This window comes from Streptomyces sp. NPDC049040 (genome assembly GCF_043197715.1).
Lineage (GTDB): Bacteria > Actinomycetota > Actinomycetes > Streptomycetales > Streptomycetaceae > Actinacidiphila.
Genome location: NZ_JBICTO010000025.1, coordinates 1 through 16,409 on the forward strand (window position 1 = coordinate 1; position 16,409 = coordinate 16,409).

The following is a 16,409-nucleotide window of genomic DNA, read 5'->3' on the forward strand; positions in this document are numbered from 1 at the left end:
GAGACGACGCAGATGGGGGTGGCTCCGCCGGCGAGGGCGAATTGGGTGGCGTAGGAGCCGAGTCCGCCGCTGGCGCCCCAGATGAGGACGTTGTCACCTTGTTTCATGGCGGCGCCGTTGTGGGAGACGAGTTGGCGGTAGGCGGTGGAGTTGACCAGGCCGGGGGCTGCTGCTTCCTCCCAGCTGAGGTGTTCGGGTTTGGGCATGAGCTGGTTGGATTTGACCAGGGCGATCTCGGCGAGGCCGCCGAAGTTGGTCTCGAAGCCCCAGATGCGTTGTTCGGGGTCGAGCATGGTGTCGTTGTGGCCGTCGGCTGATTCGAGTTCGACGCTGAGGCAGTGGGCGACGACGCGGTCGCCGGGCTGCCATTTGTTGACGCCGGGTCCTGTGCGCAGGACGACGCCCGACAGGTCGGAGCCGATCACGTGGTAGGGCAGGTCGTGCCGTTTGGCCAGGGGTGACAGGCGGCCGTAGCGTTCGAGGAACGCGAAGGTCGACACCGGCTCGAAGATCGACGACCACACGGTGTTGTAGTTGACCGAGGAGGCCATGACCGCGACCAGGGCCTCGCCGGGGCCGATCTCCGGCACCGGCACATCGTCGAGGTGGATCGACTTGCGCGGGTCCTTGTCCGCCGAGGCCATCCCCTCGAACATGCCGGCCTCGCCCCTGTGCAGCGTCGCGGCCCGGTAACTCGCCGGCAGCCGCAGGGCGGAGAAGTCACCGGGGCGGGCCTGCCCGGAGGTGATGGCGTCAACGATGTCCTTCACTGCATGCCTCTTCGGTCGATCGGATGGCCTGGTGCGCATTGCCGGTCGTGCGGCGCGCTAGCGCACGCCGCGCTCGCGCAGGTAGCCCGCGAGCGCGGGCACGGTGTCCAGCGCGGACAGGTCGTCGTCCATCTCGACGACGACCCCGTAGCGGCTCTCCACCGCCTGGATCAGCCGCACGAATCCCAGCGAGGTGAGCCCGAGCAGGCCGAGCGGCTCCGGCTGCTCGGCCAGCGCCTCGCCGGGCGTGATCTGGCCGTCGCTTGCCTCGACGACCAGATCGGCCAGCTCACGGTGGAGTTCGGGATGCGGATCGGGGTGCAGCTCTGGGGCGGTCACTCGGGCTCCTCCTGTTGCAGCTCGTCGATGGTGCTGACCACCCCGTCGATGGTCGGGGTGTCGAAGAGGGCGTCGAACGGCACCTCGACGCCGAGGTGCTGCCGGATACGGGCGATGATCTGCATGATCGTCAGGGAGTGGCCGCCCAGATCGAAGAGGGTGGCATCCGGGGCGATGTCGTCCACCCGCAGCACCTCCCGCCAGATGTCGGTCACGATCCTGGTCAGGTCGCCGGCGCCGGCCGGGCCGCCGCCCTCGACGGCAGCGGGGGCCTCCGGCACCGCGGCGCCGGACGGCTCGGGGACGGGCAGGGCGGCCCGGTCCAGCTTGCCGTTGAAGGTGCGCGGCAGCCCGTCGAGCCGGTGGAAGTCCCGGGGGATCATGTACCGGGGCAGCCGTGCCGCGACGTGTGCCCGGATCGATGCCGGCACGCCCGACCCGACAAGGAAGGCGGTCAGCTCCCCGTCGCGGACCGCCACCGCGGCCTGCTCGACCCCTGGCGCGTCGAGCAGGGTGCGCTCGATCTCGCCCAGCTCGATCCGGTGCCCGCGCAGCTTGATCTGGTCGTCGGAGCGGCCGAGGAAGTCGAACTGCCCGTCGGCGCCCAGGCGTACCAGGTCACCGCTGCGGTAGAGCCGCCGGCCCGCCGGGTCGGTCACGAAGCGCTCGGCGGTGAGTTCGGGCCGCCCCCGGTACCCCCTGGCCAGCCCGGCGCCGCCGATGCACAGCTCGCCGGGGACGCCGAGCGGCAGCGGGCGCAGCCGTGCGTCGAGCACCTGGAGGGTGGTGTTCGCGAGCGGGGCGCCGATGGTCACCCGGTCCGGGTCGGCCGGGATCTCAGCGGCGGTCGACCAGATCGTGGTCTCGGTCGGCCCGTAGACGTTGACCAGGCGGCCGACGAGCGGGCGCAGCCGCCGGGCCAGCGGGAGCGGCAGGGCCTCACCGCCGCAGAGCGCGGTGACCGGGGCGCCGGTCCAGCCGGCGTCGAGCAGCAGTTGCCAGCTGGACGGGGTGGCCTGCACATGGGTGATGCCGGCCCCGTCGATGAGCCGGGCCAGCGCGCCGCCCTCGCGGACGGCCGCGTCGGCTGCGACCACGACCCGGCCGCCGGTGGTGAGCGGTGCGAAGAGCTCGAGGCCGCTGATGTCGAAGGAGAGGGTGGTCAGGTTGAGCCAGCGGTCGGCCGGCCGCGAGCCGATCAGCTCGCCGATGGCGGCGACGATGTTGACCAGCGCCGCGTGGCCGACCTCGACGCCCTTGGGGCGGCCGGTCGAGCCGGAGGTGTAGATGACGTACGCGAGGCCGTCCGGGTCCGTGGTGGCGGGGGGCGTCTCGGGCTCGGCGGCGAAGCCGGCCAAGCCGTCGAGGTGCAGCAGTTCGACGGGTGGCACGCCCAGGTCCGCCAGTGCGTCCGCGTGGCCGAGGACGAGCTTGGTGCCGGCGTCGGTGGCGATGAGTTCGAGGCGGGCGGGCGGCGAGGCCGGGTCGAGCGGCAGGTAGGCCGCCCCCGCGGCGAGAATGCCGAGCAGGCCCGCGACGAGTTCGACGTGCCGGTGGGCGCAGAGCCCCACGACGTCGCCGGAGCCGACGCCGCGCCGGCGCAGCCCGTGGCCGATCCGGTGCGCGGCGGCGACCAGTTCCCGGTAGGTCAGCGTGCCGCCTTCACCGGAGACCGCCACCGCGTCCGGGGCGGCGTCGGCGGCCGCCCTGACCATGTCGAGCACGGTGGTGGCCGGGCGCGGCCGTGCGGTGTCGTTGATCCGTTCCAGGAGCGCGGGCTCCGACGGCAGGAGCAGGTCCAGGTCGCCGAGCGGCCGGTCCTGCGCGGCAAGCCCGGCAGCGATCAGGGTGCGCAGGTGCCCGATGACGCGCTCGCCGTCCGCCGCGGCCAGCAGCCGGGTGGGGACGTGGATCCGCCCGGTCAGACCGTCGGGAGTGTCGATGAAGTGCAGGTGCATGGCCGCGCGGACCGTCGCGGTGGCGAACAGCCGGTCCACCGGGGACGGCGCCTGCCCGCCGGACTCCGGGCGGAGCCGTATGTAGCTGGTCGAGACGGGCGCCATCGCCAGGCGGGGCGGCAGTCCTGCCACGGCCCGGCCGAACGGGATCTCGCGGTGGCCGTACACCTCCCGCGCCTCGGCCCGCACCTCGCGCACCAGCCGGCCGAAGGACACCTCGGGGTCCGCGCCCAGCGTGACGGGCAGTTCGTTGACCCACATCCCGAGCTCGCCCGCGGTCTCCGGGCGCCGGGTCGACACATCGACGGCGACCGAGGTGGTGCTGTTGCCGTACCGGGCCAGCAGCGCGTGCACACCCGCGAGCAGCACCTCGAACCTGGTCGCCCCGAGCGCCTCCGCCCCGGCGGTCAGGGCGGCGTCCAGCGTCCGGTCCCAGCCGAGGTCGAGGTGGGTGGCGGCCTCCGCCGCGGCCGGGGTGGCCACCAGCCCCGGCAGCACCACCTCGGCAGGCGGCGCCGGCCGGGCGGACCAGAAGTCGCGCGCCGCCGGCAGGGCCTCGGCGACGCGCCCGGCCTGGGCCTGCGCGAAGCCGGCGAACCGGTCGAGGGATCCCGCCCCGAGCGGGCGGCCGGCCACGGCGGCGGCGAGGTCGGCCACCAGCATGTCCCGGCCGAGGCCGTCGAGGACCAGGTGGTGGGCGACGACCATCGCGACCGTACGCCCGTCGTCGACCCTCAGCACCACGCAGCGGGCGAACGGCCCGGCGGCGGCAGCGGTGCCTGCCGCGTCCTTGAAGTCGAACCCGACGGCGAGTTCGGCGGCGAGGACGTCCGCGAGCTCGTCCGCGCCGGCCGTGCGGTGCGCGACCGGGACCGGCTCGCCGGGAAACAGCAGCGGTTCACCGTCCGCCTCGGCCACGGTCGCGGCGAGCAGCGGGTGCCGTCCGGTCAGCGCGGCCCACGCGCCGTCCAGCGTGGCGGGCTCCGCCCCGTCAGGCGCGGTCACCACCGCGGGCACCAGATACGCCGCTGCCGCCCCGATGGCCCGCTCGGCGAACCAGAGACCCTGCTGGGCGGGGGTCATCGGGATGCCGGTCACTGCTTCAGCCATTGATTCGCCGCTTCCTCTCCTGTTTCCCTGTTGCCTGGCGCGGGCTCGAACAGCGCCCGCAGCCGGTGCTTGACGACCTTGCCGCCCGCGTTGCGCGGCAGCTCGTCGACGTGGACGATCCGGCTCGGCTGCTCATGTGCGGCCAGCCGGCCGGCGAGGAACCGGCGTACGTCGACCAGCCGCAGCTCGCGGGTGGCGACGAGCGCGGCCGCTGGGGCCAGCCCGAGGACCGGGTCGGGCAGGCCGAAGACCGCCGCCTCGACGATCTCGGGGTGCTCGTGCAGGGCCGCCTCGACCGCGATGGTGGAGACCTTGTCCGCGCCGCTCTTGATCACGTCGCTCTCGCGGTCGACCAGGAAGAGATAGCCCTCGGCGTCCAGGTAGCCGATGTCGCCCATCCGGGTCCAGCCGTTGCGGAACACCCGCGAGGTGGCGCCGGGATCGTCGAGATACGACCGCGGCGAGCCCGCGCTGCGCATCCACACCTCGCCCGGCACGCCCGCCGGGCAGGACCGCCCGGCCTCGTCGCACACCCGCAGCGCGCCGCCCGCGACCGCCAGGCCGATGGCCGCCGGGCGCTCCGGGCTGAAGATCATGCTGGTCTGCGTCGGCGCGGCCTCGGTCGAGGTGTAGTAGTTGACGATCGCGGCGCCGGGCAGCGCGGCCGCCAGCCCGGTGGCCACGGCCGGGGGCAGCGCGGCCGCGGTCGAGCCGAAGAGCGCCACGCCCGACGTGTCGTGACGGTCCAGCGCACCCGAGCTCAGCAGCTCGATCGCCATCGCCGGCACGACGAAGACGCTGCCCACCTCCTGCTGCGCGATCAGCCGGGCGAAGTGCTCCGGGCTGAACCGTGCCGTCACCAGCATCCCGGCGTGCGCGGTGAGCGCGTTGAACAGCATCGTCTGCCCGGCGTTGGTGCCGATCGGGAAGGCGTGCAGGAATTGCCGGGAGTGGGCCAGGGTCCGCAGCGGCGGATCCAGCCGGGCGCCGTGGGTGAGGTTGGCGTGCGCGGCCACGACACCTTTGGGCCGGCCGGTCGTCCCCGAGGTGTAGAGGATCTGCGCGGGATCGCCGGGCCGCGGCCCTTCGCAGGGCGCCGCCGCGGGCAGGTCCGCGAGGTCGTCCGGGCCGAGGCGCAGCCGGACCGGGGCGTCGAAGCGCTCGGTGTCAGGGCCGTGCAACAGGGCGGTGGCGCCGCTGTGTTCCAGCATGTACACCACTTCCGCGGGTGCGGCCCTGGTGGACATGGGCACGGCGACCGCGCCCGCGGCCAGCACCCCGGTGTAGGAGCAGGCGTACCCGATCCAGTCCCTGGCGCCGTACAGCAGCCCGACCCGGTCGCCGGGACGCACGCCCGACGCGCGCAGTCCGGCGGCGATCGCCTGCGTCCTGTTCTGCCAGGCGGCCAGGTCGAGGGCGCCCGCGCCCTGCCGCACCGCGACGTGCGCGGGTTCCTTGGCGGCCCGCGCGGCGAGCAGCCGCGGCACGGTCAGGGCGACCGCGGCGCCGGCGCGCGTGGCCGGCGGAAGGTGTCGTGTGCTCATCGCACCCCCTGGTCGGTCAGTGCCCGCCGGTCCGTTCCCGCGGCCCGTTCTTCCCGGGCCGCCGTGTCCTGCGCGGTCGCGACGCGGCGGCGCACCGCCTCCGCCCCGACCTCGTCGTCGGGCCGGGCGTCGGGGACCTCGTCGTCGAAGTGCGCGGTCCGCGGCAGCCGCATCGCGGTCAGCGCCACGGCCGCGATGGCGACCGCGAGCAGCAGGTAGAGCAGCGCGATGCCGCGGCCTGGCCCGACACCGAGCACCCGGCCGACACTGCCTGCCAGCGGCGCGCCCGGGTCCATCAGCGGCTGGAGCAGATGCGAGCCGACCGGCCCGAGCACCGCCCAGCCGATCGGCAGGGTGGACCAGGCGATCACGGTGTTGACGGCGAACACCCGGCCGTGGAACCGCTGCGGGACCTTGACCTGGACGATCGTCGTGTAGACGCCGTTGAGCAGGACCAGCGCCAGCGACATCCCGAACGAGCCGACCGCGATGACCCACACCGTCGGCCGCAGGCCGACGACGACGCAGAAGGCGGCCAGCACCAGCGAGCAGCACAGCACCGTGTACAGCCGCCGGTGCCGCGGGCCGCCCCACACCGTCATCGCCAGGCCGCCGAGCAGCGCCCCGGCGCCGCCGACGACCGAGATCTCGGCGACCTGGTGGAGCCCCGCGAACGCCAGGACCAGCGGCGTCACCATCAAGAAGAGCGGCGACAGGAAGATGTTGAGGACCATGAAGAACAGGAGCATGGACCGGAAGCCGCGGTGCCCCCAGGAGAAGCGGAAGCCCTCCCGTATCTCGTCTGCCAGGCTCTCCTTGCGGCGCCAGGCCAGCGTGCGCGGGAAGCGGACGAGCAGCACGATGGCGACCGCGACCGCGTAGCTGGCCACGTCGATGACCAGGATGCCGCCGAGGCCGATCACCGCCAGCAGCGCCACCGACAGCAGCGGCATCAAGGTGGTGGCGCCGCCGCCGACCATCTGCACCACGCCGTTGGCATGGCCGAGGTACTGCTTGGGGACCAGCTGCGGGATGGCCGAGCTGTAGGCCAGGCGCTGGAAGGTCAGTGCCACCGCGAGGACGGCGAGCAGCGGGTAGACGTGCCAGATCTGCAGCGAGCCGGTCCACAGCAGGATGCCGAGGGCCAACTGGGTGCCGCCGGCGGCGATGTCGCCGCAGAGCATGACGCGCCGTCTGCTGTGCCGGTCGACGATGGCGCCCGCGATCGGCATCGCCAGCAGGCTGGGCAGCAGCCCGACCACGGCCAGCAGCGCGAAGTTCAGCACGGAGCCGGTCTTGTCCAGCACCCACAGCGGCAGGGCCACGTCGGTGAGGGTCGAGCCGAGCAGGGAGATGAGCTGCGCGAAGGCGACCGTCAGGAAGCGCCCCATGCTGGGCCGCGGCCCGCCTGCCGCGACCGGTCCGCTCGCCCGCGAGGTGCCGTGCAGCCACCAGGTCGCCCGCTCACCGCGAGCGGGCCGGGTCAGCGGCTCCGTCCGCTCCGCCGCCACCGCGGGGTCCACGGTGGTGACGATCTCGGCGAGCTCGCCGGCCCGCCACTTGAGGTAGAAGTGCCCGGCCTCGTCCAGCACGACGAGGCCGGCGCGGTCGGTCAGGAAGTGCCACTCGGTGAAGCGTTCCGCGTGGAATTCGGTCGCCGGGTCCCGGTCGCCCACCACGCTGATGATCGGCGCCCGCAGCCGCTCGGCCCCGGTGTGCATCAGCTGCGTGTAGTACGCCTCCGCGTTGTCGGAGTCCTGGCGCATCGTCCTGATGAGATGGCGGGCCTGGTCGGGTTCGAGGTCGTTCATGTCGACGCCGAGCCCGGTCAGCCAGTTGGTGTACAGCGTGTCGGACCGCAGCGGCTCCATCCGGGCCACCCGGGACAGGGCCGACCAGAAGCGGCTGCGCGGCCTGGCGAAGGGGAAGATCGCCCCGACGTAGACCGCTTCCAGCTCGCGGCCGCCGCGCTCCAGCCGGCGGGCGATCTCGATGATGAGCGCCGAGCCCACCCCGCAGTGGCCGTAGAGCGCGACCGGCCCCTCGACCTTCGCCATGATCTCCGCGCAGCAGCGTTCCGCGAGCTCCTCCAGCGGCATCGACGCCTCGTCCAGGCCGACGTCGTGGCCGGGGATGGCGATGGAGAACAGCCGCTGCCCGGCCGGCAGCGCGTCGGCCAGCGGCTGGTACACCACCGCGCTGCCACCGCCGTAGGGTGCGCACACCAGGCTGCGGACCCGTTGCCCGGCCGGTACCGGGCGGGTCAGCTCGTGCACCAGGTCACGGGGGCCGCGCAGGTCGAGGGGTAGGTCGACGAGACCGGCCAGCTCCCTGACGGTGCGCTGCCGGAAGATGTCCATCACCGTCACGCCCGCGCCGACGGCCCGCCGCAGCCCGGCGACCACCTGGACGGCCAGCAGGGAGTGCCCGCCGAGGTCGAAGAAGTCGTCGTCGAGGCCGACCTGCGGCACCCCGAGCAGCTCGGTCCACAGGTCCGCGATCAGGATCTCCGTGGCGGTGCCCGGCTCCGCGTACGCGGCCGCGACGTCGCGGACCCGCCGCGGCGCGGGCAGCCGGCGGCGGTCCAGCTTGCCGTTCGGGCTCAGCGGCAGTTCGGGAAGCTCGTCGAAGGTGCCGGGCACCATGTAGTCGGGGAGCCGCTGCCGCAGTGCGGAGCGCAGCGCGGCGGTGTCCTGCGGCTCGTCCACCACCAGGTAGGCCGCCAGCCTGCGGTCGCCTGGTACGTCCTCGCGGACGGCGACGGCCGCGTCGCGCACCCCGGGATGGTCGCGCAACGCCGCCTCGATCTCGCCGAGTTCGATGCGCAGTCCGCGCAGCTTGACCTGGGTGTCGATGCGCCCCAGGAATTCCAGCGTGCCGTCGGGGCGCCAGCGGGCCAGGTCGCCGGTGCGGTAGAGCCGCTGCCCTCCAGGGCCCGTGACGAACTTCTCCGCGGTCAGCTCCGGCCTGCGCAGATACCCATGGGCCAGCCCGACCCCCGCCAGGTGGAGCTCGCCGGGCACGCCCACCGGGAGCGGCTCGGCGCGCTCGTCGAGGACGTGGACGCGCATGTTGTCGATCGGCGCGCCGATCGGCACCCGGGCGCGGCCGGCCAGCCGCTCGGCGGTGCAGTGGAAGGCGGTCACGTCGATGGCGGCCTCGGTCGGGCCGTAGAGGTTGTGCAGTTCGGCGCCCGGCAGCGCCTCCAGGGTGCGCAGCGCCAGATCGACGGGCAGCTCCTCGCCGCTGCAGATGATCCGCCGCAGGGATCCGCACCGGCCGGCATCCTCCTCGCCGAGGAAGACCGCGAGCATGGACGGGACGAAGTGCATCGTGGTGACGCCCTCGGCCGTGATCAGGTCCCGCAGGTAGCCGGCGTCCTTGTGCCCGTCAGGGCGGGCCAGCACCAGCCGCGCCCCGGCCAGCAGCGGCCAGAAGAACTCCCAGACGGACACGTCGAACCCGGCGGGCGTCTTCTGCATCACCGTGTCCGCCGCGGTCAGTCCGAAGCGGCGCTGCATCCAGTGCAGCCGGTTGACGACACCGCGGTGGCCGTTGACGACGCCCTTGGGCTGCCCGGTCGAGCCGGAGGTGTAGATCACGTAGGCGGGGTCTCCTGGTCCCGCGAGCGGTTCCGGCCGCGCCCCGGCCGGGCCGGCCCAGACCGCGGGGTCGTCGAGTGCGAGCAGCGGGCGGTCGGTCGGCGGCAGGGAGTCCCGCGCCGTTCCCGAGGCCAGTACGGCGACGGGTTCCGCGTCGTCGAGCATGAATCCCAGCCGGTCGGCCGGGTGGTCCGGGTCGAGCGGCAGGTACGCGGCGCCCGAGATCAGCACGCCGAGCAGCGCGACGACGAGGTCGGGGCCGCGGTGCGCGCACACGGCGACGATCGCGCCGGGACCTGCGCCGTCGCGGCGCAGCCGGCCGGCGACCCGGTCGGCGCGCTCCACCAGGTCCCGGTAGCTCAAGGTGGCGCCCTCGAAGGTGACCGCGGGCGCGTCGGGAGTGGCGGCCGCCCTGGCCAGGACCAGGCCGTGCAGTGTCGCGTCGTCGGGGAAGCCGGCCGCGGTGTCGTTCCAGGAGTCGGGCGCCGCCGCGCCCGCCCGGCCCGCGGCCGCGAACAGGGCGCTGAGCGGCCGGTCGGGGTCGCTGGCGGCCTCGGCCGCGAACCGTACGAAGGTCTCGGCGATCCGCTCGATCGTGCCGCTCTCGAACAGGTCGCGGTTGTAGATGAACGCGCCCGACAGCCGGTCCTGCGCCACCAGGTCGAGCTCCAGGTCGAAGCGGGTCGCCACGACGTCGACGACGAAGGGCTCGACCGCAGGACCCGCCGCGGGCGCCGGGCCCGGCCCCGCCGGGGTGCGCATCGACAAGGCGGCCTGGAAGACCGCCGACCTGCCGGTGTCGCGGACCACGTCCAGCTCGGTCACCAGCTGCTCGAACGACAGCTCCTGGTGGGCGTAGCCGTCGAGGACCGTGTCGCGGACCCGGGCGAGCAGCTCGCCGAAGGTCGGGTCGCCCGCCGCGTCGACCCGGGTGACCAGCATGCTGACGAACATGCCGATCAGCGGCTCCAGCTCCGGGTGGGTCCGCCCGGCCTGCGGTGATCCGACGGCGAAGTCGTCCTGCCGGGAGTAGCGGGACAGGACCGCCGCGTACGCGGCGAGCACCGCCATGTAGAGGGTGGCGCCCTGCCGCTGCGCGAGCCGTCGCAGGGCCGCGGTGCGCTCCTCGTCCAGGCTCACGCCGATCGGCGCGCCGCGGAAGGTCGGCCGCGCGGGACGCGGGAGGTCGGTGGGCAGGTCCAGCGCGGGCAGCCCGGCCAGCCGGTCCCGCCAGTAGGCGACATCGCGCTCCCGGGCGCCGTCGGCGAGCCGCCCCGCCTGGCGTTCGCGCTGCCAGAGGGAGTAGTCGCCGTACTGCCTGCGCAGCGGCGGCAGCGGATCAGGCGGCGGATCCTGCCCGGCGGCGGCCGTCAGGGCCAGCAGTTCGCCGACGAGCAGCTCGGCCGACCAGCCGTCGCACACGATGTGGTGCACGGTCAGCGCGAGCACATGGTCGTCAGGCGCCAGGGCGTAGAGCGCCGCGCGCAGCAGCGGCCCGCGAGCGAGGTCGAACGGCTCGGCCAGCCGGGCGGCGACCGCCTCGCGTACCCACGCCTCGCGGGACGCAGGGTCGGCACCGACCGCCGCCGCGGTCTCCAGGAAGGTCGAGGCGGCGTCGTCGATGTGCAGCACGGGGCGCCCGTCGGCGGTGGCGTCGAAGCGCATGCGCAGCGTCTCGTGCCGGGCCGTGACCGCGCCGAGCGCGGCGCCGAGCGCGCCCGCGTCCAGCGCGCCGCGCAGCCGCACCACCACGGGGACCGTGTAGGCGGCGGTGCCCGGCGCGTACTGCTCCATGAACCACAGCCGCTCCTGCGCGGGGGACAGCGGCACCGGTGCGCCGGCCGGCCGGGCCGGGACGACCTCGGCAGGCACGGCGGCCGGTCGCAGCCTGGCCGCCAGCAGCGACCGCTTCGCGGCCGAGAGCTCGTCGGCGCCCGCGGTCATCGCGTCCCCGTCCTGGCGGCGAGCTGCGCCGCCGCCTCGTCGTCGGTCAACCGGTCGATCTCCGCGAGCAGTTCGGCCTCCACCGCCCGTGCGAACCCCTCGACGGTGGGCTGGTCGAACAGCAGCCGGACCGGGATGTCCAGGCCGACGACTGCCCGCAGCCGGCCGATCGCCCGCACCGCCATCAGCGAGTGGCCGCCGAGGGAGAAGAAGTCGTCGAGGGCGCCGACCCGCCCGGCCTGGAGCAGCTCGGCGAAGATCCCGGCGACCAGCTTCTCGGCGTCGGTGCGCGGCTCCTCGAACACCGCCTCGTCGGCGGCCGCGGGCGCCGGGAGCGCGGCGGTGTCGACCTTGCCGTTCGCGGTCAGCGGCAGCGCGGGCAGCGCCACCACGATGCCGGGCACCATGAGCGCCGGCAGCTGGTCGGCGGCGTAGGCGCGGACGTCCTGTACGGCGTCGGTGCCGGTCACGTACCCGACGAGGGTCTGGCCTGCCACGGTCACCACGGCCTGGCCCACGTCCGGGTGGCCGGCCAGGACCGCCTCGACCTCGCCGGGCTCGATCCGCACGCCGCGGACCTTGAGCTGGCGGTCGGCCCTGCCCAGGAATTCCAGCACCGGCTCGTCCCGGCGCCAGCGGGCCCGGTCGCCGGTGCGGTACATCCGGCCGCCGCCCCGGGGGTCGGGAGGGAACCGCTCGGCGGTGAGCTCAGGGCGGCCCAGGTAGCCGTCGGCCAACCCGTCGCCCGCCAGGCACAGTTCGCCGACCGCGCCGCGCGGCACCAGGCGGCCCGCCCGGTCGAGCAGGCAGGCGCGCACCCCGCCGATCGGGCGGCCGATCGGCGGCCTGCGGCCGGCGTCCGCCGCCGTCAGGTCTGCGGCGGTGGCGATGATCGTGGCCTCGGTCGGACCGTAGGTGTTGACCAGCCTGACCCGGTCGCCGTGCCGCTCCCGCCAGCGGCCGACCGCGGCGGCGTCGACCTGCTCGCCGCCCAGGATCACCAGGCGCAGCGCGTCCGGCCAGACCGGCCCGAGGTCGAGCAGCGCCTGCCAGTAGGCCGTCGGCAGGTCGAGGACGGTGACCGCCGGGTCGGCGGCCAGCACCTCGGGCAGCGACTGCGGACCGTCGGGCAGCAGCACCAGGGTGCCGCCGGCCGCGAGGGTCGGCCAGATCTCCTCGGCGTGGGTGTCGAAGCCGAGTTCCGCGAACTGCACCACACGGTCGGCGGACGTCAGCCCGTAGGCGCCGGCCATCCACCCGATCCGCTCCCGCAGCGCGGCGCGCCCGACGAGGACCGGCTTGGGCGTGCCCGTCGATCCCGAGGTGAACAGGACGTACGCCGCGTCGGGCGCCGCCACGGGGGAGCCGTTGCCGGGCCGTACGCCGTCGGCGGCGACCACCGCCGCGACACCGGACTGCTCGACCAGCAGGGTGCTGCGCCGGGCGGGCAGCGCGGGGTCGAGGGGCACGTACCCGGCACCGGTGCGCCAGACCGCCAGCAGGGCGGCGATCTGCTCGGGGCCGCGCGGCAGGCCGACCCCGACGAGGTGGCCGGGTGCGACGCCGGCCGCGCGCAGCTCGCCTGCCAGCTCGCCCGCGCGATCCCACAACTGCCCGTAGGTGACCTGGTCGGTTCCGCTGACCAGGGCGATCGCGTCGGGCGCGGCGGCTGCCGCCCGCTCGACCGCGGCCGGCAGCGGCGGGCCTTCTGCGGCCGCGGGCCCGGTGCCGAGCCGCAGCAGCTCCGCCTCCGCGGCCTCGTCGACGAGCGGCAACTCCCACACCCGCGCGTCCAGGTCGGCCAGCACCGCGTGCAGCACGGCGCAGAACCGGTCGGCCAGCGCCTCGGCGGTGGGCTGCTCGAACAGGTCGGCGCTCGCGGTGAGCAGGAAGTCCATCCGGACCTGCCCCGACCCGGTGTTGATCGCCGTCGGTGAGATGAAGATGTCCATCGCCACGTCGGTGAGGGTGCGCCGCGACCCCTCGCCGAACCCCTCGGCCGTGACGCCCTCGAAGCCCTCGGCCCCGTCGAAGCCGGTCGCCGACACGTCCATGGTGGAGTGCAGGGTGAGGGTGGCCTGGAAGAACGGGTTGTGGCTCGGGTCGCGGGCCAGGCCGAGGTCGGCGACCAGCTGCTCGAAGGGGACCTCCTGGTGGGTGAAGGCGCCCAGGAAGGCCTTCCTCGTCCTGCCCACCAGGTCGCGCACGGTGATGTCGCCTGACAGGTCGGCGCGCAGGATCAGCATCCTGACGAAGTAGCCGAAGACCGATTCCGCCGCCACCTCGTCGCGCCCGGCGACCGGGGTGGCGACGCAGAGGTCGTCCTGGCCCGCGGCCTGCGCCAGCGTCAGCTGGTAGGCCGTCATCAGCACCATGAACGGGGTGCAGCGCAGCTCACGTGCGGCGCGCTGCACCGCGGTCCAGACGTCGCCGTCGAAGTCCCGCGTGGCCGACACTCCGGCCGAGGTGCGCCGCGCGGGACGCGGGCGGTCCGGCGGCAGTTCGAGCACCGGGGGCCGGTCGAGCGCCGCCCGCCAGAAGGCCAGCGCCGCCTCGTCGCCGCCCTGCCCGGCGCGGGCGTGGTCCAGGTAGCGCATGCCGGGCGGCGCGATCCCCACACCCCGGTAGGCCTCCGCGGCCTGCCGGTAGAGCAGGTTCAGCGACCAGCCGTCGCCGACGATGTGGTGCGTCACCACGCACAGGACGTGCTCGGCCTCGGCCAGCCGCAGCAGGCCGATCCGGACCAGATGCCCCTGGCCGAGGTCGAAGGGGCGCCCGACCAGCTCACCGACGACCCGGTGCGCCTCCGCCCGGTCCCGCACGTCGGCGCGGTGCACCTGTACGGGCCGCGGCGCCAGCACCTCCTGCAACGGCTCGCCGTCGGACTCGACGAACCGGGTGCGCAGGCTCTCGTGCCCGGCGACGACGCTGTCCAGGGCCCGGACCAGCCGGTCCGCGTCGAGGTCGCCGCTCAGCAGGACGCTCGCGGAGATGTTGTAGGCGGGGTCGTCCGCGTCAAGCCGGTTGAGGAACCACAGTCGGCGCTGAGCTGCGGTCAGCGGGCCCCGATCACGCTCGGACACGGATGTCTCCTGTCGCCGCGCTCTCGGTGCCGGCCGCCGCCGTCAGGCGGTCGACCACGGAAAGCAGCCCCGGGGCGCGCCAGTCCGCGAAGACCGCCGCGACCCCGGTCGCCCCGAGCCGCCGCAGGTAGTCCGGGTCGTGGACGGTGGGGACCGCCAGCACCGTGCTGCCCGCCGACCGGGCGGCGGTGGCGCCCGTCACCGAGTCCTCGAAGACCAGCTGGCGGCCGGGCGGCGCCCCGAGCAGCCTGGCGGTGGCCAGGTACACGTCGGGCGCGGGCTTGAGCCGCGGCACGTCCCGCGCCGCCACCACCCGGGCCTCGCCGAACAGCCCGAGCAGCCCCGCCCTGCGCAGGATGGTGAGCGCGGTCTCGCGCTCCGTCACGGTGCCCACGGCCACCGGGACTCCCCGGCCGAGCAGCCGTTCGAGTACCGCCTCGGCGCCGGCCCGCGCGGTGATGCGGTCGACGGAGCCGACCAGCACGTCGAACGACCGCTGCTTGGCGGCCAGCGTGACGGCGGGGGGCACCCCGGCAGGCGACAGGGCCGCGACCTCCTCGGCCACCCGCGGGTCGGGTCCGCCGATGAAGTGCGGGAGCCCGCGCAGCGCCTGGTCCCAGGTGAGTTCGACCCCGGCCTGCCGGGCGGCTGCCAGCCAGGCCTCGTGGTGGAAGCGTTCGAGGTCCACCAGGGTGCCGTCGAGGTCGAAGGCGACGACGGATCGGGGGGCGGTCATCGCGCGCCCGCCGCGTCCGACCCGAGCGGCGCCAGCCGGACGACGGCCATCTCGTCGTCCTCGTGGCAGATCGAGGCCTGGTATCGGGGGGCGAGCATGGACAGCAGGTAGCCGAGGTCGTCGATCATGCCGATCCCGTCGCCCGGGTCCCTGCGCACCTGCTTGGAGCGGACGAGCAGCGCCGAGCCTGCGATGCGCAGGCTGTCCATGATCAGCGCCGACAGGTCGATCGGTGTGAGCATGCGCCACAGGTCGAGGTGCACCACGCTGTCGAAGGAGCCGTCAGGGTAGTGGGTGCGGACCCCGAACAGGTGCGGGTTGTCGGGTCCGAAGTCGGCGCCGTGGTCGATGGTCGTCGTCGGGCCGGCGAAGGACGCCGCGCTGACGCCGAACCCGATCCACAGGCTGCTCGCGGCGTCCGGCAGGCCGATGGCCTTGCGCACCCGGTCGGCGGCGACCCGGCCCGGATGGTCGCGGAGGAATTCCCTGCAGTCCTCGTAGAACGGCAGCGTCCTGGCGACCCTGCGGTGGTTGTCCGACGGGTGGGTGAAGAACTCGATGTCGTAGTGGCGGTATTTGTCGACCAGGTAGGGCAGGACCGGCTTGGTCCTCTCCCACTCGGTCGTCCAGTCCCTGAAGTGCGGTGCGTGGTGGCACAGCGCGGCAGGTTCGTAGCGGAAGCAGCCGCTGTCGCGCCCGAAGTGCCGGTGGATCCGGTAGGTGAAGTCGGTGTCCTCGTAGCCCCACTGGACGAACGACTCGTCGAACCCGCCGACCTGGTGGTAGAGCTCGCGGGGCAGTGAGAGGTTGTGGGTGAAGCCGAACATCCACCCGGTCCGCCGGTAGACGTCAAAGACTGCGGGGTCGGACTGCGGCAGATCGCGGTGGTCGCCCTCCATCGGCAGCAGTCCGCGCTCGTCCGGCAGCTCGTCGCGCAGCGTCGCGAAAGTCCCCCAGCTCGGCTCGATCCGGCGGCCGAAGACCACCTCGGGACCGGTGTCACCCGGCTCGCGCAGGTGCCGCTCCACGAGGTCGGGCGCGGCGATGGAGTCCGCGTCCATCAGCAGCAGCCGGTCGCCCAGCGCCGCGGCGGCCCCGGTGTTCCGCGCGGCGGACCTGCCCCGGTTGACGTCGTGCCGGATGCAGCGCAGCCGCAGCCCGGCCTCGTGGCGGCCCACCACCGCCCGCACGTCCTGGACGGAGGCGTCGTCGACCACGACCACCTCGAACAGGTCCCGGCCCACCGTCTGGCGGCCGAGGGAGGTGAGCGTCAGCTCCAGGCACTCGGCCTGGTTGAAGGTGGGGATGATGACGGACAGCACG

8 protein-coding genes are annotated in these 16,409 nt (G+C 74.3%); all 8 read right to left on the minus strand.

Annotation, left to right across the window (positions count from 1 at the left end):
- The coding region (locus ACGFMP_RS33975; RefSeq protein WP_393677480.1) for an alcohol dehydrogenase catalytic domain-containing protein at positions 1 to 770 on the minus strand (770 nt) is incomplete at its 3' end.
- Between the two features lie 57 nt (positions 771 to 827).
- On the minus strand, positions 828 to 1,109 hold the full coding sequence (locus ACGFMP_RS33980) for a phosphopantetheine-binding protein (protein ID WP_393677482.1): 282 nt from the start codon (positions 1,107 to 1,109) through the stop codon (positions 828 to 830).
- Positions 1,106 to 4,177 carry an amino acid adenylation domain-containing protein gene (locus tag ACGFMP_RS33985; protein WP_393677484.1) on the minus strand — a complete coding sequence of 1,024 codons (3,072 nt, stop codon included), beginning with the start codon at positions 4,175 to 4,177 and terminating at the stop codon, positions 1,106 to 1,108. The genes ACGFMP_RS33980 and ACGFMP_RS33985 overlap by 4 nt, the downstream gene beginning before the upstream one ends.
- Positions 4,162 to 5,721, minus strand: coding sequence for a class I adenylate-forming enzyme family protein (locus ACGFMP_RS33990; protein WP_393677485.1), 1,560 nt, complete (start codon positions 5,719 to 5,721; stop codon positions 4,162 to 4,164). The genes ACGFMP_RS33985 and ACGFMP_RS33990 overlap by 16 nt, the downstream gene beginning before the upstream one ends.
- Positions 5,718 to 11,267, minus strand: a complete 5,550-nt coding sequence (locus ACGFMP_RS33995) for an amino acid adenylation domain-containing protein (protein WP_393677487.1) — start codon at positions 11,265 to 11,267, stop codon at positions 5,718 to 5,720. The genes ACGFMP_RS33990 and ACGFMP_RS33995 overlap by 4 nt, the downstream gene beginning before the upstream one ends.
- Positions 11,264 to 14,350, minus strand: a complete 3,087-nt coding sequence (locus ACGFMP_RS34000; protein ID WP_393677488.1) for an amino acid adenylation domain-containing protein — start codon at positions 14,348 to 14,350, stop codon at positions 11,264 to 11,266. The genes ACGFMP_RS33995 and ACGFMP_RS34000 overlap by 4 nt, the downstream gene beginning before the upstream one ends.
- Positions 14,337 to 15,086 (minus strand): HAD family hydrolase, encoded by a 750-nt coding sequence (locus ACGFMP_RS34005; protein WP_393677489.1) that lies wholly within the window; start codon positions 15,084 to 15,086, stop codon positions 14,337 to 14,339. The genes ACGFMP_RS34000 and ACGFMP_RS34005 overlap by 14 nt, the downstream gene beginning before the upstream one ends.
- Entirely contained in the window at positions 15,083 to 16,408 is a 1,326-nt protein-coding gene (locus ACGFMP_RS34010) for a glycosyltransferase family 2 protein (RefSeq protein WP_393677490.1), read from the minus strand. The genes ACGFMP_RS34005 and ACGFMP_RS34010 overlap by 4 nt, the downstream gene beginning before the upstream one ends.
- Position 16,409: the final 1 nt, after the last annotated feature.